Source organism: Pseudescherichia vulneris NBRC 102420 (assembly GCF_000759795.1).
In the GTDB taxonomy this organism is placed as follows: Bacteria; Pseudomonadota; Gammaproteobacteria; order Enterobacterales; family Enterobacteriaceae; genus Pseudescherichia; species Pseudescherichia vulneris.
In genome coordinates, this window is sequence record NZ_BBMZ01000007.1 from 341,321 (window position 1) to 363,089 (window position 21,769).

18 protein-coding genes are annotated in these 21,769 nt (G+C 46.3%); all 18 read left to right on the forward strand.

What is annotated here, in order from left to right; all coding sequences use genetic code 11:
• The first annotated feature begins 45 nt into the window (after positions 1 to 45).
• The 18 genes from cpsG (at position 46) to EV102420_RS05690 (ending at position 20,691) form a co-directional block, all read left to right on the forward strand.
• On the forward strand, positions 46 to 1,416 hold the full coding sequence (gene cpsG / locus EV102420_RS05600) for a phosphomannomutase CpsG (RefSeq protein ID WP_042389858.1): 1,371 nt from the start codon (positions 46 to 48) through the stop codon (positions 1,414 to 1,416).
• A gap of 49 nt (positions 1,417 to 1,465) precedes the next feature.
• Positions 1,466 to 2,860, forward strand: coding sequence for an undecaprenyl-phosphate glucose phosphotransferase (wcaJ, locus tag EV102420_RS05605; protein ID WP_042389859.1), 1,395 nt, complete (start codon positions 1,466 to 1,468; stop codon positions 2,858 to 2,860).
• A gap of 11 nt (positions 2,861 to 2,871) precedes the next feature.
• Positions 2,872 to 4,350 carry an MOP flippase family protein gene (locus tag EV102420_RS05610; RefSeq protein WP_042389860.1) on the forward strand — a complete coding sequence of 493 codons (1,479 nt, stop codon included), beginning with the start codon at positions 2,872 to 2,874 and terminating at the stop codon, positions 4,348 to 4,350.
• A 25-nt stretch (positions 4,351 to 4,375) separates the two neighbouring features.
• Positions 4,376 to 5,653, forward strand: coding sequence for a colanic acid biosynthesis pyruvyl transferase WcaK (gene wcaK / locus EV102420_RS05615; RefSeq protein ID WP_042389861.1), 1,278 nt, complete (start codon positions 4,376 to 4,378; stop codon positions 5,651 to 5,653).
• Positions 5,650 to 6,870 carry a colanic acid biosynthesis glycosyltransferase WcaL gene (wcaL, locus tag EV102420_RS05620; RefSeq protein ID WP_042389862.1) on the forward strand — a complete coding sequence of 407 codons (1,221 nt, stop codon included), beginning with the start codon at positions 5,650 to 5,652 and terminating at the stop codon, positions 6,868 to 6,870. Before wcaK ends, wcaL begins: the two co-directional genes overlap by 4 nt.
• 12 nt (positions 6,871 to 6,882) lie before the next feature.
• Complete coding sequence (gene wcaM / locus EV102420_RS05625) at positions 6,883 to 8,283, forward strand: colanic acid biosynthesis protein WcaM (RefSeq protein ID WP_042389863.1); 1,401 nt, start codon at positions 6,883 to 6,885, stop codon at positions 8,281 to 8,283.
• A 182-nt stretch (positions 8,284 to 8,465) separates the two neighbouring features.
• Positions 8,466 to 9,461, forward strand: a complete 996-nt coding sequence (locus tag EV102420_RS05630; protein WP_042389865.1) for an NAD-dependent epimerase/dehydratase family protein — start codon at positions 8,466 to 8,468, stop codon at positions 9,459 to 9,461.
• A gap of 215 nt (positions 9,462 to 9,676) precedes the next feature.
• Complete coding sequence (gene galF, locus EV102420_RS05635; protein WP_042389866.1) at positions 9,677 to 10,579, forward strand: GalU regulator GalF; 903 nt, start codon at positions 9,677 to 9,679, stop codon at positions 10,577 to 10,579.
• Between the two features lie 382 nt (positions 10,580 to 10,961).
• The gene (rfbB, locus tag EV102420_RS05640) at positions 10,962 to 12,035 is read left to right on the forward strand and encodes a dTDP-glucose 4,6-dehydratase (RefSeq protein ID WP_042389868.1); all 1,074 of its coding nucleotides are present in this window, start codon (positions 10,962 to 10,964) and stop codon (positions 12,033 to 12,035) included.
• Position 12,036: 1 nt separating this feature from the next.
• Positions 12,037 to 12,906 carry a glucose-1-phosphate thymidylyltransferase RfbA gene (gene rfbA, locus EV102420_RS05645; protein WP_042389870.1) on the forward strand — a complete coding sequence of 290 codons (870 nt, stop codon included), beginning with the start codon at positions 12,037 to 12,039 and terminating at the stop codon, positions 12,904 to 12,906.
• A gap of 6 nt (positions 12,907 to 12,912) precedes the next feature.
• Positions 12,913 to 13,305 carry a sugar 3,4-ketoisomerase gene (locus EV102420_RS05650; protein WP_042389872.1) on the forward strand — a complete coding sequence of 131 codons (393 nt, stop codon included), beginning with the start codon at positions 12,913 to 12,915 and terminating at the stop codon, positions 13,303 to 13,305.
• Positions 13,306 to 13,406: 101 nt separating this feature from the next.
• Positions 13,407 to 14,513, forward strand: coding sequence for a DegT/DnrJ/EryC1/StrS family aminotransferase (locus EV102420_RS05655; protein WP_042389873.1), 1,107 nt, complete (start codon positions 13,407 to 13,409; stop codon positions 14,511 to 14,513).
• Positions 14,501 to 15,781, forward strand: coding sequence for an O-antigen translocase (locus EV102420_RS05660; protein WP_042389874.1), 1,281 nt, complete (start codon positions 14,501 to 14,503; stop codon positions 15,779 to 15,781). The genes EV102420_RS05655 and EV102420_RS05660 overlap by 13 nt, the downstream gene beginning before the upstream one ends.
• Positions 15,778 to 16,782, forward strand: a complete 1,005-nt coding sequence (locus tag EV102420_RS05665) for a glycosyltransferase family A protein (RefSeq protein WP_042389875.1) — start codon at positions 15,778 to 15,780, stop codon at positions 16,780 to 16,782. The genes EV102420_RS05660 and EV102420_RS05665 overlap by 4 nt, the downstream gene beginning before the upstream one ends.
• Complete coding sequence (locus EV102420_RS20835; RefSeq protein ID WP_072015194.1) at positions 16,772 to 17,638, forward strand: glycosyltransferase; 867 nt, start codon at positions 16,772 to 16,774, stop codon at positions 17,636 to 17,638. The genes EV102420_RS05665 and EV102420_RS20835 overlap by 11 nt, the downstream gene beginning before the upstream one ends.
• Positions 17,638 to 18,795, forward strand: a complete 1,158-nt coding sequence (locus tag EV102420_RS22850; protein WP_072015195.1) for an EpsG family protein — start codon at positions 17,638 to 17,640, stop codon at positions 18,793 to 18,795. Before EV102420_RS20835 ends, EV102420_RS22850 begins: the two co-directional genes overlap by 1 nt.
• On the forward strand, positions 18,795 to 19,892 hold the full coding sequence (locus tag EV102420_RS05685; protein ID WP_042389880.1) for a glycosyltransferase: 1,098 nt from the start codon (positions 18,795 to 18,797) through the stop codon (positions 19,890 to 19,892). The genes EV102420_RS22850 and EV102420_RS05685 overlap by 1 nt, the downstream gene beginning before the upstream one ends.
• A complete protein-coding gene (locus tag EV102420_RS05690; protein ID WP_042389882.1) occupies positions 19,879 to 20,691 on the forward strand; it encodes a glycosyltransferase in 813 nt (270 codons plus the stop codon). The genes EV102420_RS05685 and EV102420_RS05690 overlap by 14 nt, the downstream gene beginning before the upstream one ends.
• The last annotated feature ends 1,078 nt before the right edge of the window (positions 20,692 to 21,769 follow it).

The following is a 21,769-nucleotide window of genomic DNA, read 5'->3' on the forward strand; positions in this document are numbered from 1 at the left end:
AACTCAGCCCGGCAGCGTGCGCTTACCGGGCCTATGGAGGCCATTATGGAAAAATTAACCTGTTTTAAAGCTTATGATATTCGCGGCAGGCTGGGCACGGAGCTCAATGAAGAGATCGCCTGGCGCATTGGCCGTGCCTATGGTGAATACCTGAAGCCGGAAACCATCGTGCTGGGGGGCGACGTGCGCCTGACCAGCGAGGCGCTGAAGCTGGCGCTGGCGAAGGGGTTGCAAGACGCAGGGGTAGACGTGCTCGACCTTGGTATGTGCGGCACGGAAGAGATCTACTTTGCCACCTTCCACCTTGGGATTGACGGCGGTATCGAAGTCACCGCCAGCCACAACCCGATGGACTACAACGGCATGAAGCTGGTGCGCAAGGGCGCACGCCCGATCAGCGGCGATACTGGCCTGCGCGACGTGCAGCGTCTGGCAGAGGCCAACGACTTCCCGCCGGTTAATCCGGCGAAGCGCGGCAGCTATAAGCAGATCGATCTGCGTGACGTCTATATCGACCACCTGCTGGGCTATATCGACGTGGCGAACCTCAAACCATTGACGCTGGTGATCAACTCCGGCAACGGCGCGGCGGGTCCGGTGATCGACGCCATCGAGGCGCGTTTCCAGGCGCTGAAGGTGCCGGTGACCTTTATCAAAGTGCATAACACCCCAGACGGCAACTTCCCGAACGGTATTCCTAACCCGCTCCTGCCGGAGTGCCGGGACAGCACCCGCGAGGCGGTGATTGCACACCGTGCCGATATGGGCATCGCCTTTGACGGCGACTTTGACCGCTGCTTCCTGTTCGACGGTGACGGCCAGTTTATCGAGGGCTACTACATCGTTGGCCTACTGGCGCAGGCGTTTCTGGAGAAGCACCCCGGCGCGAAAATCATCCACGACCCGCGCCTCTCCTGGAACACCGTAGACGTGGTGACTCAGGCGGGCGGTACGCCGGTGATGTCGAAAACCGGCCACGCCTTTATCAAAGAGCGGATGCGCGCCGAGGATGCGATCTACGGCGGCGAGATGAGCGCCCACCACTATTTCCGTGACTTTGCCTACTGCGACAGCGGGATGATCCCCTGGCTGCTGGTCACCGAGCTGCTGTGCCTCTCTGGTCAGCCGCTGTCAGCACTGGTGCGCGATCGCATGGCGGCGTTTCCGGCCAGCGGTGAGATCAACCGTACCCTCAGCGAACCGGCGCAGGCCATTGCCCGCGTCGAGCAGCATTTTGCCAGCGGCGCGCAGGAGATTGATCGCACCGACGGCCTCAGCGTCGCCTTCCCAACCTGGCGCTTCAACCTGCGATCCTCTAATACCGAGCCGGTGGTGCGCCTGAACGTCGAGTCCCAGGGCGACGTCTCGCTGATGGAGGCGAAGACGCAGGAAATTCTGGCGCTGCTCGACAGGTAGCCGTTGCGAGCCCTCTCTTCGGAGAGGGCATTATTGAACAGGAACAACGATGACAAACTTAAAAAAGCGCGAGCGAGCCAAAACGAATGCATCGTTAATCTCTATGGTGCAGCGATTTTCGGACATCACTATCCTGTTTGGCGGGCTTTGGGTGGTCTGTAAGGCAAACGCCTTACCCTTTTTCTATCTGCATCTGCTGATGGCGCTCATGGCGCTGGTGGTTTTCCAGATGATTGGCGGTATGACCGATTTCTACCGCTCGTGGCGCGGGGTGAAGATCTCCACCGAGCTGGTGTTGCTGCTGCAAAACTGGACCCTGAGCCTGATCTTCAGCGCCGGGCTGATGGCTTTCAATTCAGATTTTAATGACGACTTCTCGCTGTTTTTCGCCTGGTACGTGCTGAGCAGTATTGGTCTGGTGGTCTGCCGCTCGCTGATCCGCTTCGGCGCGGGCTGGCTGCGTAACCGTGGATACAACACCCGCCGGGTAGCCATTGCTGGCGATCTGCCGGTAGGGCAGATGCTGCTGGAGAGCTTCCGCAACGAGCCGTGGCTGGGCTTCGAGGTGGTGGGCGTCTATCACGACGTGAGTCCCGAGGGCGTATCGGCGGACTGGGCGGGCACGATCGAGCAGCTTATTGAGGATGCGAAGGCGGCGAAAATTCACAACGTCTACATCGCTATGTCGATGAGCGACGCTGCAAGCATTAAAAAGTTGGTGAGCGATCTGGCGGATACCACCTGCTCGGTGATCCTGATCCCCGACGTCTTCACCTTCAATATCCTGCATTCGCGTATTGAGGAGATGAACGGTATTCCGGTGGTGCCGCTGTACGACACGCCGCTCTCGGGCCTGAACCGTGTCCTGAAGCGCCTTGAGGACATCGTGCTCTCCTCGCTGATCCTGCTGATGATCTCCCCGGTGCTGCTCAGCATTGCTGCCGCCGTGAAGTTCACCTCGCCGGGCCCGGTGATCTTCCGCCAGACCCGCTACGGCATGGACGGCAAGCCGATCATGGTGTGGAAGTTCCGCTCCATGAAGGTGATGGAGAACGACAGCGTGGTCACCCAGGCGACGCAGAACGATCCCCGCGTCACCCGCGTCGGTAACTTCCTGCGCCGTACCTCGCTCGACGAGCTGCCGCAGTTTATTAACGTTCTCACCGGCGGCATGTCGATTGTCGGTCCGCGTCCGCACGCCGTGGCGCATAACGAGCAGTACCGGACGCTGATCCAGGGCTACATGCTGCGCCATAAGGTCAAGCCAGGCATTACCGGCTGGGCACAGATCAACGGCTGGCGCGGAGAAACCGATACCCTGGAGAAGATGGAGAAACGCATCGAGTTCGACCTGGAGTACATTCGCGAATGGAGCCTCTGGTTCGACATCAAGATCGTTTTCCTGACCATTTTCAAAGGCTTTGTTAACAAAGCGGCCTACTGAGTGAGCACCCTGTGAGCCTGAGAGAGAAAACCCTAAGCGGGGCCAAATGGTCGGCGATGGCTACCGTCACGATCATTGGCCTCGGACTGGTGCAGATGACCTGGCTGGCGCGGATTATCGACAGCCACCAGTTTGGCCTGCTGACCGTGGCGCTAACTATCATCGCCCTTGCCGATACGCTGTCCGATTTCGGCATCGCCAACTCGATTATCCAGCGCAAAGAGATAAGCCAGCTGGAGTTAACCACCCTCTACTGGCTGAACGTCGGGCTGGGGCTGCTGGTCTGCGTGGCGATGTTCCTCCTGAGCGATACCCTGGCGCGGGTACTGCACAACCCGGATATTGCCCCGCTGATCAAAACCCTGTCGCTGGCCTTTGTGGTGATCCCCCACGGCCAGCAGTTCCGCGCTCTGATGCAAAAAGAGTTAGAGTTCGGCAAAATTGGCGCAATTGAAACGCTCTCCGTGGTGGCGGGGTTCAGCGTGACGGTGATTGGCGCGTGGTTCTGGCCGCTGGCGATGACCGCCATCGCCGGTTACCTCGTTAACACCCTGGTGCGCACCCTGCTGTTTGGCTTCTTCGGCCGCAAAATCTACCGGCCGGGCCTGCACTTCTCCCTTGCCTCGGTCAGCGCCAACCTACGCTTCGGCGCGTGGCTGACGGCGGACAGCGTCATCAACTACATCAATACCAACCTCTCCACGCTGGTGCTGGCGCGCATTCTCGGGGCCAGCGTTGCCGGGGGCTATAACCTCGCCTACAACGTGGCGGTAGTGCCACCGATGAAGCTCAACCCCATCATCACCCGCGTGCTGTTCCCGGCCTTCGCCAAAATTCAGGACGATACGGCCAAGCTGCGGCTCAACTTCTACAAGCTGCTGTCAGCGGTGGGGATCATCAACTTCCCGGTGCTGCTGGGCCTGATGGTGGTCGCCAATAACATGGTTCCGCTGGTGTTTGGCGAGAAGTGGCGGGGGATTATCCCCATCCTGCAGCTGCTGTGCATCGTTGGCCTGCTGCGCGCCGTGGGGAACCCGATTGGCTCCCTGCTGATGGCCAAGGCGCGGGTTGATATCAGCTTTAAGTTTAATCTCTTCAAAACCGCGCTCTTTGTGCCCGCCATTATTCTCGGGGGCCAGTGGGCGGGGGCGCTGGGCGTTACCCTGGGCTTCCTGCTGGTGCAGGTGATCAATACCGTGCTGAGCTACTTCGTGATGATCAGGCCGGTGCTCGGCCCGAGCTATCGCCAGTACGTGCTGAGCCTCTGGCTACCGTTCTACCTGTCGCTGCCGATGCTGGCGGTGAGCTATGGGCTGGGTCTGGCGCTGAACGGTCATCTGCCGCTGGTGACCCTGCTGATCGTCCAGATCGCCGCAGGGGCGCTGACCTTCGCGGTCACCCTCGCGCTGTCGCGTAACGCGCTGGTGGTGGAGATCAAACGCCAGCTTTGCCGCAATGAAAAATTAAGAACGCTCCTGCGGGCAGGTTAATCCTATTTCGTTTATTGAGGTCACTATGAAACTATTGATTCTGGGCAACCATACCTGCGGGAACCGTGGCGACAGCGCCATCCTGCGCGGCCTGCTGGACGCGATTGCCGTGCTTGAGCCGGACGCCGAGGTGGACGTGATGAGCCGCTACCCGGTCAGCTCCTCCTGGCTGCTGAACCGCCCGGTGATGGGCGATCCGCTCTATAGCCAGATGAAGCAGCACAATAACGCCGCCGGACTGATGGGCCGGGTCAAGAAGGTGCTGCGCCGCCGCTATCAGCATCAGGTGCTGCTCTCTCGAGTCACCGACAGCGGCAAGCTGCGCAACATCGCCATCGCCCAGGGCTTCACCGACTTTGTTCGCCTGCTGGCGGGCTACGACGCCATTATCCAGGTTGGCGGCTCGTTCTTTGTCGATCTCTATGGCGTGCCGCAGTTTGAGCATGCCCTCTGCACCTTTATGGCGAAAAAGCCGCTCTACATGATCGGCCACAGCGTTGGGCCGTTCCAGGACGCCCAGTTTAACCAGCTGGCGAACTACGTGTTCGGCCACTGCGACGCGCTGATCCTCCGCGAGCGCGTAAGCCTGGAGCTAATGGAGCACAGCCAGATCACCACCGCGAAAGTGGAGCAGGGTGTAGATACCGCCTGGCTGGTGGATCACGACGAGACGTTCGTACCGAACTATGCGGTCGCCCACTGGCTCGATATGGCGGCAAAAGAGAAGACGGTCGCTATTACCCTACGCGAGCTGGCTCCCTTCGACAAGCGGCTCGGCACCACGCAGAAAGCCTACGAGAAGGCGTTTGCCGGGGTGGTCAACCGCATCATTGATGCTGGCTACCAGGTACTGGCCCTCTCCACCTGTACCGGCATCGATAGCTACAACAAAGACGATCGCATGGTGGCGCTCAACCTGCGGGAGCACGTCAGCGATCCCTCGCGCTATCACGTGGTGATGGACGAGCTGAACGATCTTGAGATGGGTAAAATCTTTGCCGCCTGCGATCTGACCGTGGGCACCCGCCTGCACTCGGCCATTATCTCGATGAACTTTGGCACCCCGGCGATCGCTATCAACTACGAACACAAGTCGGCAGGCATTATGCAGCAGCTGGGCATGCCGGAGATGGCGATCGATATTCGCCATCTGCTGGACGGTTCGCTGGAGGCGATGGTGGCCGACACCCTGGGTCAGCTTCCGGCCCTGGAGCAGCGCCTCAGCGATGCCGTGACCCACGAGCGCCAGCACGGCATGGAGATGGTGGAGTCGGTGCTGAAGCGCGTCCGGGAGGGTAAATGAAGGTCAGTTTCTTTTTGCTGAAGTTCCCCCTCTCGTCGGAGACCTTCGTGCTGGATCAGATCGTCGCCTTTATTGAGATGGGCTACGAGGTTGAGATCGTGGCGATGCATAAAGGGGATCTGAGCAATACCCATGCCGCGTTTCAGCAGTATCGGCTGGCGGAGAAGACCCACTGGCTGCTGGACGAGCCGCAGGGCAAGCTGGCGAAGCTGCGCTATCGCGGTGCGGCGCTGCTGCGCGGGGCAGGGCGGGGCGCAACCTGGCGGGCGCTCAACGTTGGGCGCTACGGCGCCGAGGCGCGCAACCTGATCCTGGCGGCGATGTGCGGCCTTGCGCCGCGCACCTTCCATGCCGACGTCTTTATCGCCCACTTTGGCCCGGCGGGCGTCACGGCGGCCAAGCTGCGCGAGCTGGGCGTCCTTAACGGCAAAATCGCCACCGTATTCCACGGCATCGACATCTCCAGCCGGGCGGTGCTCAGCCACTATACCCCGGAGTACCAGCAGCTCTTTCGCCGTGGCGACCTGATGCTGCCTATCAGCGAGCTGTGGGCCGGACGGCTGATGAATATGGGCTGCCCGGCGCATAAAATTGCCGTCTCGCGCATGGGCGTTGATATGTCACGCTTCTCCCCGCGTCCAGTGCAGGCCCCGGCCAACCAACTGAATATCATCTCCGTGGCCCGCCTGACCGAGAAAAAGGGATTGCACGTGGCCATTGAGGCCTGCCGCCTGCTTAAGGAGCGGGGGATTGCCTTTCACTATCGCATTCTCGGCATCGGGCCGTGGGAGCAGCGCCTGCGCGACAAAATCGCCGAGTATGGCCTGCAGGAGACGATTGAGATGCCGGGCTTCAAGCCGAGCCACGAGGTGAAGGCGATGCTGGACGAGGCGGATCTCTTTCTGCTGCCCTCCATCACCGGCGCGGACGGCGATATGGAGGGGATCCCGGTGGCGCTGATGGAGGCGATGGCGGTGGGTCTGCCGGTGGTCTCTACCGTCCACAGCGGTATCCCCGAGCTTATCGACGCCGATCGATCCGGCTGGCTGGTGCCAGAGAACGATCCTGAGGCCCTCGCGGACCGGCTGGCGGCGCTAAGCGCTATCCAGCAGGAGGCGCTGGTGCCGGTCGTCTCGCGCGCCCGTGAAAAAGTCGAAACCGAGTTTAATCAGCGAATCATTAACCAGCGGCTTGCCACGCTGTTGCAAGCGCTCTAAGCCAGAGGTTATATGTCAGATATCCTACTCTCACGCCGTCGCTTTATTGGGGCAGGCTCTGCCCTGGCGGCGCTGCCCCTTCTGCACTCGCCGCTGCTCCAGGCCCAGGAGTCCGGCAGCGTTGATATCCGCCGCTATCTGAAAAATGACGTGATCGCCGCGTTTAAGCAGGCCTTTGCCGAGGCCAGCACGGTGCTGGTGCCGGCGGGCGTGGTCTGCGAGAACATCAATACCGCGATTTTTATCCCGGCGGGTAAAACGCTGTTAATTCGCGGGGCGCTCAAGGGCAATGGTCGGGGGCGCTTTGTATTGCAGGATGGCTGTCGGGTACGCGGGGAAGAGGGCGGAAGCCTGTATAACATCACCCTTGACGTGCGCGGCTCGGACTGCACTATCGAAGGCGTAGCGATGAGCGGTTACGGCCCGGTGACGCAGATCTATATCGGCGGCAAAGAGAAGCGGGTCATGCGTAACCTGGTTATCGATAATATCACGGTGACCAAGGCCAACTACGCCATTCTGCGCCAGGGCTTTCACAATCAGATCGACGGGGCGCGCATTACCAACGGCCGTTTCAGCTATCTGCAGGGGGACGCTATTGAATGGAACGTGGCGATTAACGATCGCAACCTGCTGATCTCTGACCACGTGATTGATCATATTGACTGTACCAACGGCAAAATCAACTGGGGGATCGGCATCGGGCTGGCGGGCAGCACCTACGACAACGACTACCCGGAAGATCAGGCGGTAAAACATTTTACCGTGACCAACATCACCGGTAGCCACTGTCGTCAGCTGGTGCACGTCGAAAACGGCAAGCACTTTGTGATCCGTCACATCACCGCCACGGATATCACCCCTGACTACAGTAAAAAAGCGGGCATTGATAACGCCACGGTAGCGATTTACGGCTGCGATAATTTCGTCATCGACGACGTTAAAATGCGCAATAGCGCAGGGATGTTAATAGGTTATGGGGTGATTAAAGGTAATTATCTCTCGATACCGCAAAATTTCAGACTAAACGCGGTTCATTTAGACAATGCCGAGCAGACGCGGAAATTACGTGGGATCCAGATCTCATCCGGCAATGCCGACTCGTTTGTCTCTATCACCAATCTCAATATTCAGCGCGCCTCGCTGGAGATGCATAATAAACCCCAGCACCTGTTTATGCGCAATATTCAGATCATGCAGGAGGCTGCGACAGGCCCGGCGCTGAAGCTCCACTTCGATCTACGCAAGGACGTACGCGGCCGCTTTATGGCGAAGCGGGATACGCTGCTTTCGTTGGCGAATATTCATGCTGTGAATGAGAAAGGGCAAAGCTCGGTGGATATTGACCGGCTCGATCAGCAGGTCGTGAATACGGAGCGGCTGAATTTTACGCTTCCTTCCAAAGTGCGATGAGAAGCGTAGGCATGTGTCATCAAGTCTAATGTAACCCCTAAAATTTGTTACTGAACTCCGTGAAAATAGTGTTTATAATCCATGCCACTATTTTGCAATATTTGTCTCGTCAATAGCGGTGCCTCACGGAAGAAAGCGATTACCGGAGGTTTGCCAAACACACATAACGCATTGAGTGGTATATGAACGATAAAGTTTTGTTTATTGGCGCATCTGGTTTCGTTGGGACTCGATTGATCGAGATTTCTCGGACCAGGTTTGACGTTACTAACTTCGACAAACAGCCGAGTCATTTCTACCCAGACATTACCGTTTCCGGTGATGTTCGTGACCAGGCGCAGCTCGATCAGGCGCTTGCAGGTTTCGAAACCGTAGTACTGCTCGCCGCTGAGCACCGTGATGATGTTAGCCCTACATCGCTCTACTATGATGTAAACGTACAGGGCACACGTAACGTACTATCAGCAATGGAAAAAAATAACGTTAAGAACATTATTTTTACCAGTTCAGTGGCTGTGTATGGTCTTAACAAAGTCAATCCTGATGAATCTCATCCACATGATCCTTTTAACCATTACGGCAAAAGCAAGTGGCAAGCGGAAGAGATGCTGCGTGAATGGTTTAATAAGGCCCCACAGGAAAGGTCTTTGATAATTGTCCGTCCGACGGTCATCTTCGGTGAGCGCAACCGCGGGAATGTTTATAACCTGCTGAAGCAAATTGCAGGGGGTAAATTCGCCATGGTGGGCGCGGGCACAAACTACAAATCAATGGCTTATGTTGGCAACATTGTTGAGTTCATCAAGTACAAATTGACCAACGTTAAGCCTGGCTATGATGTTTACAATTACGTTGACAAGCCAGATCTGAATATGAATCAGCTGGTGGGTGAGGTTGAAAAAAGCCTCAATAAAAAAATTCCATCGGTCCACCTTCCATACCCTCTGGGTATGTTAGGGGGGTATTGCTTTGATATTCTGAGCAAAGTGACGGGCAAGAAATACGCAATAAGCTCTGTGCGTGTGAAGAAATTCTGTGCAACGACGCAGTTCGATGCGACTAAAGTGCACGGTTCTGGTTTCAATGCGCCGTATACATTATCTCAGGGGCTGGACCGTACTCTGAAGTATGAATTCGTCCATGAGAAGCAAGATGACATCACCTTTGTATCTGAATAACGTTTAAGGGCTGCGATTTGTCGGAAACACGAGACTAATCATCTTTCTGACGTAGGTTTCCGACAATTCTGGATCACACTTGAGTTGTAATGAGGTTAAGTAGTGTCAGTTTAGGCTCTAAACGTAATTTGCATTCGGCGTTGTACATTTCATTTATCAGGCGGTTTTCCTGATCGGGTCTATACTTCGTTAACCATTTTAAGGTGGAAGAGATAATGATTAATTTGAAAGCGGTTATTCCGGTAGCGGGTCTGGGGATGCACATGCTGCCTGCCACTAAGGCGATCCCAAAAGAGATGCTGCCGATCGTCGATAAGCCGATGATCCAGTATATCGTCGACGAAGTGGTTGCTGCAGGGATCAAAGAGATCGTTCTGGTTACCCACTCATCTAAAAACGCGGTAGAGAACCACTTCGACACCTCCTATGAGCTTGAGGCGCTGCTAGAGCAGCGCGTTAAGCGTCAGCTGCTGGCGGAAGTGCAGTCTATCTGCCCGCCGGGCGTGACCATCATGAACGTGCGCCAGGCGCAGCCGCTGGGTCTGGGCCACTCTATTCTCTGCGCGCGTCCTATCGTCGGCGATAGCCCGTTTGTGGTCGTACTGCCGGACATCATTCTGGACACGTCGACTGCCGATCCGCTGCGCTACAACCTCGCCGCGATGGTAGCCCGTTTTAACGAGACCGGCCGCAGCCAGGTGCTGGCAAAACGCATGAAGGGCGATCTCTCCGAGTACTCCGTGATCCAGACCAAAGAGCCGCTGGATAGCGAAGGTAAAGTGAGCCGTATTACTAACTTTATCGAGAAACCGGATCAGCCGCAGACGCTGGATTCCGACCTGATGGCGGTAGGACGCTATGTCTTGTCGGCGGATATCTGGGCGGAGCTGGAGAAAACCGAGCCGGGCGCATGGGGCCGTATTCAGCTGACCGACGCCATTGCTCGACTGGCGGAAAAACAGTCCGTTGATGCGATGCTGATGACTGGCGATAGCTATGACTGTGGCAAGAAAATGGGCTACATGCAGGCGTTCGTGAAGTACGGTCTGCGTAACCTGAAGGAAGGGCAAAAGTTCCGCAACAGCATTCAGAAGCTGCTGAGCCAAAGCCAGGCCTAGGCTACAATTAAGTAATATTTATTTAATTTGACGGCAAGAGATCGTTCATTATGCGGCAACAAATCGCGGTGAACCATCTCTTGCCGTTTTTGTTTTACAACCCCCAAATTCTTGTAGATCAAGGGGTTGTGTTGATTAATTATACAGCAAAACGCTAAGAATTTTCCTTGTTTCTCTACGCGTTTAGGATGACAATTAGTACCTGATTTATTGCCTATACGTCATCGTTAGGCATCAGTTGTGATACAAATTGGTCCGTACAGTCCACGGGTAGCTGTTGAGCCTGGGGCGGTAGCGTGCCTGCGAACGGAGTGAGGCTAACCTGTTTCACACAGTCTCGCGTAAAATACCCCTTCCTTATTGAATTGACGGAATTGATAGCGTGAAGATCCTTGTTACTGGCGGAGCGGGTTTCATCGGCTCTGCGGTCGTCCGACATATTATTAAAAATACCCAAGATTCCGTTGTGAATGTTGATAAATTGACTTACGCCGGTAATCTGGAATCGCTTGTTGACGTCGCCGAAAGCGATCGTTATGCCTTTGAGCGCGTGGATATTTGTGATGCCGCCGAGCTGGCTCGCGTTTTTGCCGAGCACCAGCCTGATGCAGTCATGCACCTGGCGGCTGAGAGCCATGTTGACCGCTCGATTACTGGCCCGGCTGACTTTATCGAAACCAATATTGTCGGAACTTACGTTCTGCTGGAGGCCGCGCGCGCCTACTGGCTGACCTTAAGCGATGAGGCGAAAAACGCGTTTCGCTTCCACCATATCTCTACCGATGAAGTGTATGGCGATCTGCCGCACCCGGACGAACATCCGCAGGGCACGGCGCTGCCACTCTTTACCGAGCAGACCGCGTATGCCCCCAGCAGCCCGTACTCCTCGTCAAAAGCGTCAAGCGATCACCTGGTGCGTGCATGGCGTCGTACCTATGGTCTGCCGACGCTGGTCACCAACTGCTCCAATAACTACGGTCCGTATCACTTCCCCGAGAAGCTGATCCCGCTGGTGATCCTGAATGCCCTTGAGGGCAAACCGCTGCCGATCTACGGCAAAGGCGATCAGATCCGCGACTGGCTCTACGTTGAGGATCATGCCCGCGCGCTCTATACCGTGGTGACACAGGGTGCACCTGGCGAGACCTACAACATCGGCGGTCATAACGAAAAGCAAAACCTGGACGTGGTGCATACCATCTGTGACCTGCTGGACGAGATCGTGCCGAAAGAGGGCTCTTACCGCGACCAGATCATCTATGTGACAGATCGCCCAGGACACGACCGTCGCTACGCCATTGATGCGGATAAAATCAGCCGCGAGCTGGGCTGGAAGCCTGAAGAGACGTTTGAAAGCGGTATCCGTAAAACCGTAAAATGGTATTTAAAAAATACAGAATGGTGTCGTCGTGTACAGGACGGTAGTTATCAACGTGAACGTTTAGGATTAGAGTAATATGAAAGGCATTATTCTCGCAGGCGGATCGGGTACACGACTTTATCCCATCACCATGGGTGTATCTAAACAGCTACTGCCTGTTTATGATAAACCGATGATTTACTATCCATTGTCTGTATTAATGCTGGCTGGGATAAAAGATATTCTCATTATTACCACTCCCGAAGACCAGCAAGGATTTATTCGGCTACTGGGTGATGGTAGTCAGTTTGGCATAAATTTATCTTTTGCCGTCCAGTCTTCGCCTGATGGCCTGGCCCAGGCATTTATTATTGGTGAGAAGTTTATCGGTCAGGATCCGGTATGCCTTGTATTAGGGGATAATATCTTCTTTGGTCAAGGTTTTACACCAAAATTAAGGAGCGCTGCTGAACGTAATTCGGGAGCGACCGTTTTCGGCTACCAGGTAATGGACCCTGAACGCTTTGGTGTTATTGAATTTGATACTGATTTCAAAGCAATAAGTATAGAAGAAAAACCAGATGAACCTAAGTCTAATTGGGCAGTAACTGGACTCTATTTTTATGATAACAATGTTATTAATATTGCAAAAACTATTAAACCCTCTGCAAGAGGTGAGCTAGAAATTACGGCGGTTAATGAGGTTTATCTTAATAATAATACATTGAACGTTGAGTTGCTGGGGCGCGGTTTTGCGTGGCTTGATACAGGCACTCACGATAGCTTAATTGAAGCAGGTAGTTTTGTAGAAACTGTTCAAAAACGTCAGGGTATGATGGTTGCATGTCCAGAAGAGATTGCATGGCGAAATAAATGGTTAGATGATGAGGCCCTTACAGCGATTGGAAGAAAATTAGGGAAAAACCATTATGGTCAATATTTATTGAAATTGGTAAAAGGAAATTAAACCAAAATGAATCTAATTGAATTAAGCAAAAAAGGTGATAATAGGGGTGCATTAGTAGTTATCGAGCAAGGTAAGGACGTACCAATCGAGATCAAGCGAGTCTATTATATGTTTGATACGACCTCTGGGGTCAGAAGAGGTTTTCATGCTCATAAAAAACTAACGCAGATCGCTATTCCTGTGAAAGGGTCATGTAAGTTCTTACTTGATGATGGAAGCCAAGTAGAACATGTACTTCTGGACTCACCAACAATTGCATTAATAATTGAGCCAATGGTTTGGCATGAAATGTATGAATATAGCGAAGATTGCGTCTTAATGGTTCTGGCAGATGACTATTATGATGAAAATGATTACATACGAGACTATGATACTTTCAAACGTATGAGTAAAACCTGAAAATATTAAAAATCTTTATCGTTAGGGCCTAATTTATTTTAATGTAAAATTTATTGCGATTAATTAAAAGTAAAATATTAAGTTTTAGGGGATATTATTCAATGATTAAATTTCTTGACTTGCAAAAAATAAACCAGGTTTACCATGCAGAGTTGATGAATGCCTTTAAGTCTGTTTTAGACTCTGGATGGTATGTTATGGGAAACCACCTCCATAAATTTGAATCTGAATTTGCGAACTACTGTGGGGTTAAGCACTGCATTGGCGTTGCAAACGGCTTGGAAGCCTTAGTGCTGGTTTTACGTGCTTGGAAGGCAATGGGAAAACTGCAAGATGGCGATGAAGTTATCGTGCCTTCTAATACATATATAGCATCCATTCTTGCAATATCTGAAAACAATTTGACACCAGTGCTTGTTGAACCGGACGAAAATACCTTTAACTTATCGTTGAAAAACATAAAAAAAGCGATAACAAATAAAACAAGAGTGATTCTGCCAGTTCATTTGTATGGTCAGATCTCACCAATGAAAGAAATACAACAATATGCTAATGAGAATAACCTCTTGGTGCTTGAAGATTGTGCTCAGTCACAGGGTGCTGAACAATCCAAATTAAAAGCGGGTTGTTGGGGGGATGCTGGAGCATTTAGTTTTTATCCGGGGAAAAATTTAGGTGCTCTGGGTGATGCTGGAGCGATCACAACAAATGATGATGATCTAGCTAATACACTTCAGGCACTTCGTAACTATGGTTCTCATGTGAAATACCAAAACCTTTATAAAGGGGTAAATAGCAGACTCGATGAACTACAGGCGGCTCTTTTAAGTGTCAAATTACCTAATTTAGATAACGAAAATAAACGCAGAAGAGAAATTGCTAAAAGGTATCAGGAGAATATTACTAATAAAAATATTATCCTTCCAATTCATCCTGTCGATGATTTATCTCATGTTTGGCATTTGTATGTTATCAAAACTGTAAATAGAGAAAGTTTAGTAAAATATTTAAATGAGCAAGAAATACAAACTCTTGTTCATTATCCGATCGCACCTCATCATCAAAAAGCTTATTCTGAAATTTCATATTTGTCCTTGCCTATATCAGAAATGCTGCATGACTGTGTGCTTTCTTTACCAATATCACCAGTTATGACTGATGCTGAGGTTGATTACGTCATTCAAAAGATAAATGGATGGCAAAATTGAATTTTGCAAAAGTAACCATTCTTAGCGGAATATTAACCCTTCTTCGACTTTTATGTGGTTTTGCAATATCTAAAGTTGTTGCAATATATACTGGCCCTGTAGGGATCGCAGGGTTAGGACAACTACAAAATCTTGTGACATTCATCAACGGTTTTGTGTCGTCTCAAGTCTCACAGGGGGTAAATAGGTATTCTGCAGAGAATAAGGTTGATTATGATAATGCAAAGTACTATTGGAGAGCTGCACTAAAACTTTCCATCGTAGCATGTCTATTAATTATTTGCCTAGGTAGCATTTTTTCAAATAGCATATCAATGCTTTTGTTTTCAACACATGCATACTTTTGGATAGTTATACTTGCTTTAGTTGTTGTACCGCTGAATGTAATAAATAATATTTTCCTGGGTGTGCTCAATGGTCTTGGTGATCATTATAGATTTTTTATTGCTAATGGATGCGCTATTGTTTTCTCAGCGATTACCATGACAGTACTGGTATATCTGTTTGGATTAAAAGGCGCGTTAATAGCTGCAGCATTAAATAACGCAATTGCTGGGTTATGGCTATTATTTGTGGTTATGAAATGTGATTGGTTTAAATATCATTATTGGTTAGGGAAAACCACCTCATTTCATATCGGTGAAATGAGGAATTACTTTTTTATGGGAATAATAGGTGCGCTTACAGGGCCTGTTTCACTTATCCTGGTGAGGACTATCTTAACTAAAGATTTTTCAGCAGAGTACGCGGGCTATTGGCAATCTGTATCTAAATTGTCTGAAGCTTATTTAGCTGTTCTGACAACTGCACTAACGGTATATTATTTTCCAAAAACAGCTGCGGCAAAGACGGTTGATGAGCATATCTCTGTTTTAAAAACGGGTAGCCTGATTGTTATCCCTTTTGCCTGCATATTCGCTGGCGGTATATTTTTAGGGAAAGAGTATATATTAAGGGTGCTATTCAGCGCTGAATTTATAAAAGCGAAACAATTATTCTTTTTTCAAAATATAGGCGATATTTTTAGAATTACCAGTTGGTTATTCGCAACGATTTTATTAGCTAAAGGTTATTTTAAAATTAATGCAATGCTTGAAATTACATTTTCTACTTTGTTCCCTTTGTTAACATGGGTGTTTATTAAGTATTGCTCATTCACAGGGGTGAGCATTGCATATTGCATAACTTATTTCAGTTACTTAGTTGTTTCTATGCTTATATATATTAGGCATATAAAACGGTTAAAAAAGGTTAATAGAGCAGCATGAGTGAAAAATATCTGTATAAATGTTCCGTAATTACCCCTATATATAATGAAGAACGAAATATTGATGTTTTTTTAAATATGCTGGAAGATATATATGATCCTGATATTCAGTTTATTCTTATCGACGACGGCTCTACTGATAAAACATTAACAATTATTTCTAATGACAGCAGGGTATGTAATAATAAAAATGTTAAGATTATAAGCAAAACTAATGGCGGTGCTGCTGAGGCTCGCCTGGTGGGTATCAATAACGCTGACAGCAGATTTATAGCTTTTTGTGATTGTGATGATAAACTAGATCGTCTTTCTTTAACTGAAGCTTTGGCTGAGTTTGATAATAATGCGGAAATTGATTTAGCATTATTTGATTATCATGTTTCTCTATCTAATAATAAACTTACACGCTTTAATTATACACTTAAAAAGTGGCCAATAACTGGATATACTGCATTCGAAAATACAATTGCATCGTGGGGGATTCATGCTTTTGGTATATATCGTAAAGAGACGATTTTAGCGGGTTACTCTGCGGCTAAAAAATTCGAAGACAATGCTAGTAATAACGTCAATGATGATGAATTTATTGCACGGATGGCAATGCTTAGTGCTCGACAAATTACTCTTTCTAGTGGGCGCTATTACTATTCTGAAAATATGCTTTCGACTACCAGAAAGATAAATGGCGATTTATTCAAGATGGCATTTACTGCACAACGATTAGCTGATTTTATTATTGGAAGCGCAGAGTTGAACTTGCTGATTCCTGCAGTACACTTATATATGACGAGAGTTGCTACCAATTTGACAATAAAAAGATTCATTTGGCGTAAAAAAATAATACATAAGCAAGAGTGGGATAATGCTGTTGCTGCATTAATTAGACGTATCGATATGAATAATTTAGTGGTAATTACTAAACACAATAAGAAATTGCTTATTTGGTCTCTCCTTAAAATTTTAGCCCTAAAGGGAATATACGGGTTCCGTAATGCAAAATAATGAAATGGTCTCTATCGTAATAGTGACATTTAACTCTGCTGACTTTATTGAAGAAACTTTAGATAGTTGTTTGGTACAGTCTTATCCTTATATAGAGATCATAGTATCTGATGATAACTCAACAGATGATACTGTCCAGCGTTGCACGCGATGGAGTGAAAAAAACTCCTTAAAGATAAATTTTAAAATAATAACAAGTGAGTTACGTGCTGGAATACCTGCTAACTGCAATAGGGGAGCAATGGCTTCATCTGGGTGTTGGATTAAGTTTTTAGGAGCAGATGATTTATTAGAAAAAACAGCAATTGAAAATTTAATGGCTTCAAGGAAATGTGATGATGGTATTGTTTTTTCCAGATTTGAAACCTTTGGGATAGATATTAAAAGTGAGATTTTTCCATATCCCTTTACTTGGGACTTGATAAAAAATAAGTCTGAAAATAATTCTAAATATTCAGATTGGTTATTTTTGCTGGGTTTTTCAAACGTAGCTCCAGGGGTCATGATTTCCAAGACTACTTTTGATAAATATCATGGGTATGATGAAAGTTATTATTTACTAGAGGATTTACCACTCTGGTATAAACTATTCTTAAACGATGAATGTATTTCTTATTGTTCAAAAAGCACAGTAAAATATCGTATTCATAAAAAACAAGTGACCGCATCTGGCATTAGTAAATTACTGAAAAAAGATTTGGTAAAGTTTAATAATTCCATAAGAAAGAAATATAAGACAGCTTATATTCATAACTTAATTCAGATTATATCAAACTCAAATAAGAGATTGAGGTTTATGAAATACATAGATTTATTTCAATGGTATATATTTTTATACAATAGGTTTCATAAATAATGTTTATATTATTGCAGTTCGTGCCACTTTTGTTTTTATCGTTTTTATGGCCCAGTTTTACAACTAATTTAAAGAGAATAATAGCATTTGCCCTTGTAATTTCTTTAGGGATAACGTATACAGCCTTTTATCTCAATGGAGAAGATTGGGTTAATTATTATGTGAATTTTTTTAGGGATGATGGTACCTCATGGTTTGAACCAGGCTTTTACTTATTTTATTCATGCTTATCATTTCTCTCATATGATAATTTTGGATTGGCGACGCTAATATTTTTCCTTCTGGCTTTTTTTATATTGACGAAATATATCGTTGAAAACAGAAACTGTAATTTGCCTTTCTTTTTACTACTTTTGATTGTTTGCTTCGGCAACACATTAATACTTGAGCAACTGAGACAATTTTTTTCAGCCATATTTTCACTATGTGCTTTAATTTTTAGATTGAATTTAAAAAGAAAAAAATCAACTATTTTTCTTTTGCTCGCAATATCATTCCACGCATCTGCCATCATCGTTGCATGCGCATTTATTTTAGCGGGCATAAAAAACTCCAAATTGTTTATTGTTATTTCCATCTCGATAACATCTTTTCTCTTATTATTACTGACGAATAATTTTCTGGTAAACGTAGGGATGCAAATAATACCTGTTATTTTCTTAAAGATAAAAACTTATCGCGAAATTACTGATTTATCATTTCACATTGGGCCCTCTTTTCTTTTCTCAATTTTTTATATATTGTATCAATTTACTAGGCTCAAAAAGCTTCATTATTCAAATGAATATTCTGTTGTTTTCTTTAATCGACAGTTGTTCTTCGGAGGGTTGGTCTTCTTAGTCGGCATATTTATACCTTTTATGTCAAGAATGGCGACATTTTTCATTATATTTCTTTTTTATGACGTGGCGATTAATAATTATTTCAAACATTTCATGATCAACAGGAATGCTGTATTTAAATTTAGCATGGTGTTTATGTTCAGCTTTATTAGTATGGCATCATATTTTAAGAACGATATAGCGCCAGTTTCCTTTAATAACATGAATTTTAATTTGATTTCATTTCTATCCAATAATGTCAACTATGATGAACTAGTGTATGAAGCCTATTATAAAAACGCCTTGGCAACAAGTGATCTTATTTCTGGAAAATAATGATAAATATGAAAATAGCAATGATATTACCTAGTCTTGCCAAGAGTGGCCCAGGGATTCAAGTAGAAGCTTTGTGCGGAGTACTTTCAACCCTTGACTGTTCAATTGAAATATTTTATTTTCGTGAGAATGGTAATGGCAAACTAAATTTTAATGGAATCACTAAAAATAAAATAGGTTTTAGTTTGGCTTCTTTTAAGAAATTACGTGGATTTGATGTCATCCATAGCCATGGTTTTTTTCCTGATTTATTTCTTGTGTTGCTACGCTATTCAGGTGTAAAAGCTGCATTTGTAAGTACAATGCATAACTTTATGAAAGAAGATATATATTCGAGATACTCACCAATTAAAGCCATCTTTTATGTTTTCCTATGGAAGCGAGTACTCTCATTCATTCCGAACAAATTTGTATTTACATCAATAGCAAAACAATATTACAGGCGTTTTTCCAGCGGACATTTACATATCGTTAGTAGCGGAATTGATGTGTCAGAAATTAAGAGAAAAATCGAGGGATGTTCAGTTTTAGAAAATACATACATTCGTGCTATTGAATTATTAAAGAGAAGAAATTTAGAAATTATTGGATCGACATCTATTATTACATCTGTTAAACATCTGGATACAGTTGTCAATGCATTACCCCATTTACCGAATCATGCGGCTGTGTTTGTCGGTGGCGGTTCAGGGGAGAAGGAGTTGATTGAATTAGCCATTAAGCTCAAGGTTGATGATAGATGTATATTCACAGGATTCAAAGCAAATCCACTACCTTATCTAAAAACTTTTGATATTTATGCGATGCCGAGCTCAAGTGAGTCTTTTGGACTTAGTTTATTTGAAGCTATAATTGCAAAACTGCCGATCGTATGTCGTGAGTTACCAATTTACAAAGAGCTTCTGGGCACAAATGGTCTCTCTTTTTTTGACGGTACTGTTACCGATTTTATCAAATCAGTCAAATCAATAGATATGCATAATAAAGAGCTGGCTAATTCTTTATATAACAATGTTATTCAAAATTATGATATGTCAATAATAGCATCAAAATATCGTTCTTGTTATTGGAGTTTGACTAAAAATGGTCGCCTTTAGTGTATTAATGTCTTTGTATGAAAAAGAAAATCCCACTAATTTGGATGAATGCCTTAAAAGTCTTTTTGATCAGACTTGCCCAGCCAATGAGATTATTGTTGTTTTAGATGGACCGATAACTGAGCAGTTAGATGCAATCCTAATCAAGTGGATTGAACTTCTACCATTAGATATTGTTCCTTTGCCAGGTAATGTCGGGTTGGGCAATGCTTTAAATATAGGAATAGAAAGTTGTAATTTTAACTTAATCGCAAGAATGGATACTGATGATATTTGTGTACCGAATCGATTCGAACTTCAGTTAGCGAAGTTTAAAGAGTGTCCTGATATGTGCATTTTAGGAGGAGCGATTAGCGAGTTTGAATCTGACACTATTAATACTACAGGCATCAGAAAGGTTCCTGTTTTGCATAATGATATAATACAATATGCAATTTTGAAAAACCCCTTTAACCATATGACTGTAATGTTTAAAAAAGATGAGATTCTGCAGGCGGGTGGATATATGCACCATCATTTTATGGAGGATTATAATTTGTGGCTAAGGGTTTTATCTGCTGGGAAGGTTGTTGGGAATCTTCCTGATATACTTGTTTACGCGAGAACAGGTGATTCTATGTTAAGCCGGCGCCATGGATTTAAATATATTAGTAGCGAATTCACTCTTGCAAAGCTTAAATATAAGCTTGGCTTTCAAAATATATTCTCTACTTCTGGTGTGTTTTTGATGCGATCAATACCGAGGGTTTTGCCAATATATGTATTGAGAAAGATTTACTCTCTCTTACGGACACGCTGAATTTTGTATAAGTTAATTAATAATGTTAAATTAACATATTTATAGTTTAACATCATTGCGTTTTTTACTGCTGCTGGTGTATTTTTACATCTTTTGGGTGTTCTTAACTCGGTCGTTAATAGTATAGTCAAGGAGTTTGCAAGATACTTTTTTCTGGCTATGCTAGAGTTGCTTTTTTTCTATATATTATATTATCTGTTTTTATAATATTATATAGCTTTAAAAACGTAAGGATGATGGTTTTTTTGATTCGAAATGTTTATTTTTTTAGAGTCGTAAGAATCTTCTCGGTTCATAGGTTGACATTACAGCTTTTTTTGTGTTTAGTTATTTGTACTGTATCGATTTTTTACATCTAACTACACTTTTCTTGAGTATATTTTTGTTACATGCGTTTGTTCCTTTGGATGGTGTATATTTCTCGTATAACCCGGTTAGTTGGAGTCTTTCGTGTGAGCTATTTTTCTACTGTTGTTTTGTATTTTTAATAGTTTTAAGAACTCGCGCTTTACTATACTTACTGCCTGTTATCATATCGCTTCAGTTCTATTTTATTTTTTATCCACAAGACTATATGCCTAGCCACTGGCTTTTTTATATAAATCCTTTTTTTTAGAATTAATGGTTTTATTATTGGTATGCTTTTATGCCGATTACATGCTTCAAAGCCTCCTTCGTTATCTATTCATGTTTTTAGTTTTCTGTAAATGCTATCGCTCATTTTGTTTGGAGTGAGTTTATACATTGCTACTAACTCCATAAGTGATATGAGTCTGCGCTAAGATTTGTTATTTACGCCTGTAATGGCATTGATGGTGTTTATATTTTCTTATGATAAGGGTTTTTTCAAAGGTATTATCTCAGCGTTATTTTGTTCTTTTAGGTGAGGCCTTCTTTTCTTTTTATATGATTCATTTGATTGTAATGAGGGTTATTTTTAAAATTGCAAGTGACAAACATATTGGGAGCCCCGTTGCTATTATTTCAATGTCATTAATTGCATTTGCTATATCTGTTTTAGGTTCAGTTTCTATCTTCAGATTATTTGAGGTTCCTGTTAATAAAAAATTACGGAATA

Coding starts and splice junctions, on each gene's coding strand:
- cpsG (WP_042389858.1), top strand. CDS start 46: ATGGAAAAATTAACCTGTTTTAAAGCTTATGATATTCGCGGCAGGCTG.
- wcaJ (WP_042389859.1), top strand. CDS start 1,466: ATGACAAACTTAAAAAAGCGCGAGCGAGCCAAAACGAATGCATCGTTA.
- wcaK (WP_042389861.1), top strand. CDS start 4,376: ATGAAACTATTGATTCTGGGCAACCATACCTGCGGGAACCGTGGCGAC.
- wcaL (WP_042389862.1), top strand. CDS start 5,650: ATGAAGGTCAGTTTCTTTTTGCTGAAGTTCCCCCTCTCGTCGGAGACC.
- wcaM (WP_042389863.1), top strand. CDS start 6,883: ATGTCAGATATCCTACTCTCACGCCGTCGCTTTATTGGGGCAGGCTCT.
- EV102420_RS05630 (WP_042389865.1), top strand. CDS start 8,466: ATGAACGATAAAGTTTTGTTTATTGGCGCATCTGGTTTCGTTGGGACT.
- galF (WP_042389866.1), top strand. CDS start 9,677: ATGATTAATTTGAAAGCGGTTATTCCGGTAGCGGGTCTGGGGATGCAC.
- rfbA (WP_042389870.1), top strand. CDS start 12,037: ATGAAAGGCATTATTCTCGCAGGCGGATCGGGTACACGACTTTATCCC.
- EV102420_RS05650 (WP_042389872.1), top strand. CDS start 12,913: ATGAATCTAATTGAATTAAGCAAAAAAGGTGATAATAGGGGTGCATTA.
- EV102420_RS05655 (WP_042389873.1), top strand. CDS start 13,407: ATGATTAAATTTCTTGACTTGCAAAAAATAAACCAGGTTTACCATGCA.
- EV102420_RS05660 (WP_042389874.1), top strand. CDS start 14,501: ATGGCAAAATTGAATTTTGCAAAAGTAACCATTCTTAGCGGAATATTA.
- EV102420_RS05665 (WP_042389875.1), top strand. CDS start 15,778: ATGAGTGAAAAATATCTGTATAAATGTTCCGTAATTACCCCTATATAT.
- EV102420_RS20835 (WP_072015194.1), top strand. CDS start 16,772: ATGCAAAATAATGAAATGGTCTCTATCGTAATAGTGACATTTAACTCT.
- EV102420_RS22850 (WP_072015195.1), top strand. CDS start 17,638: ATGTTTATATTATTGCAGTTCGTGCCACTTTTGTTTTTATCGTTTTTA.
- EV102420_RS05685 (WP_042389880.1), top strand. CDS start 18,795: ATGATAAATATGAAAATAGCAATGATATTACCTAGTCTTGCCAAGAGT.
- EV102420_RS05690 (WP_042389882.1), top strand. CDS start 19,879: ATGGTCGCCTTTAGTGTATTAATGTCTTTGTATGAAAAAGAAAATCCC.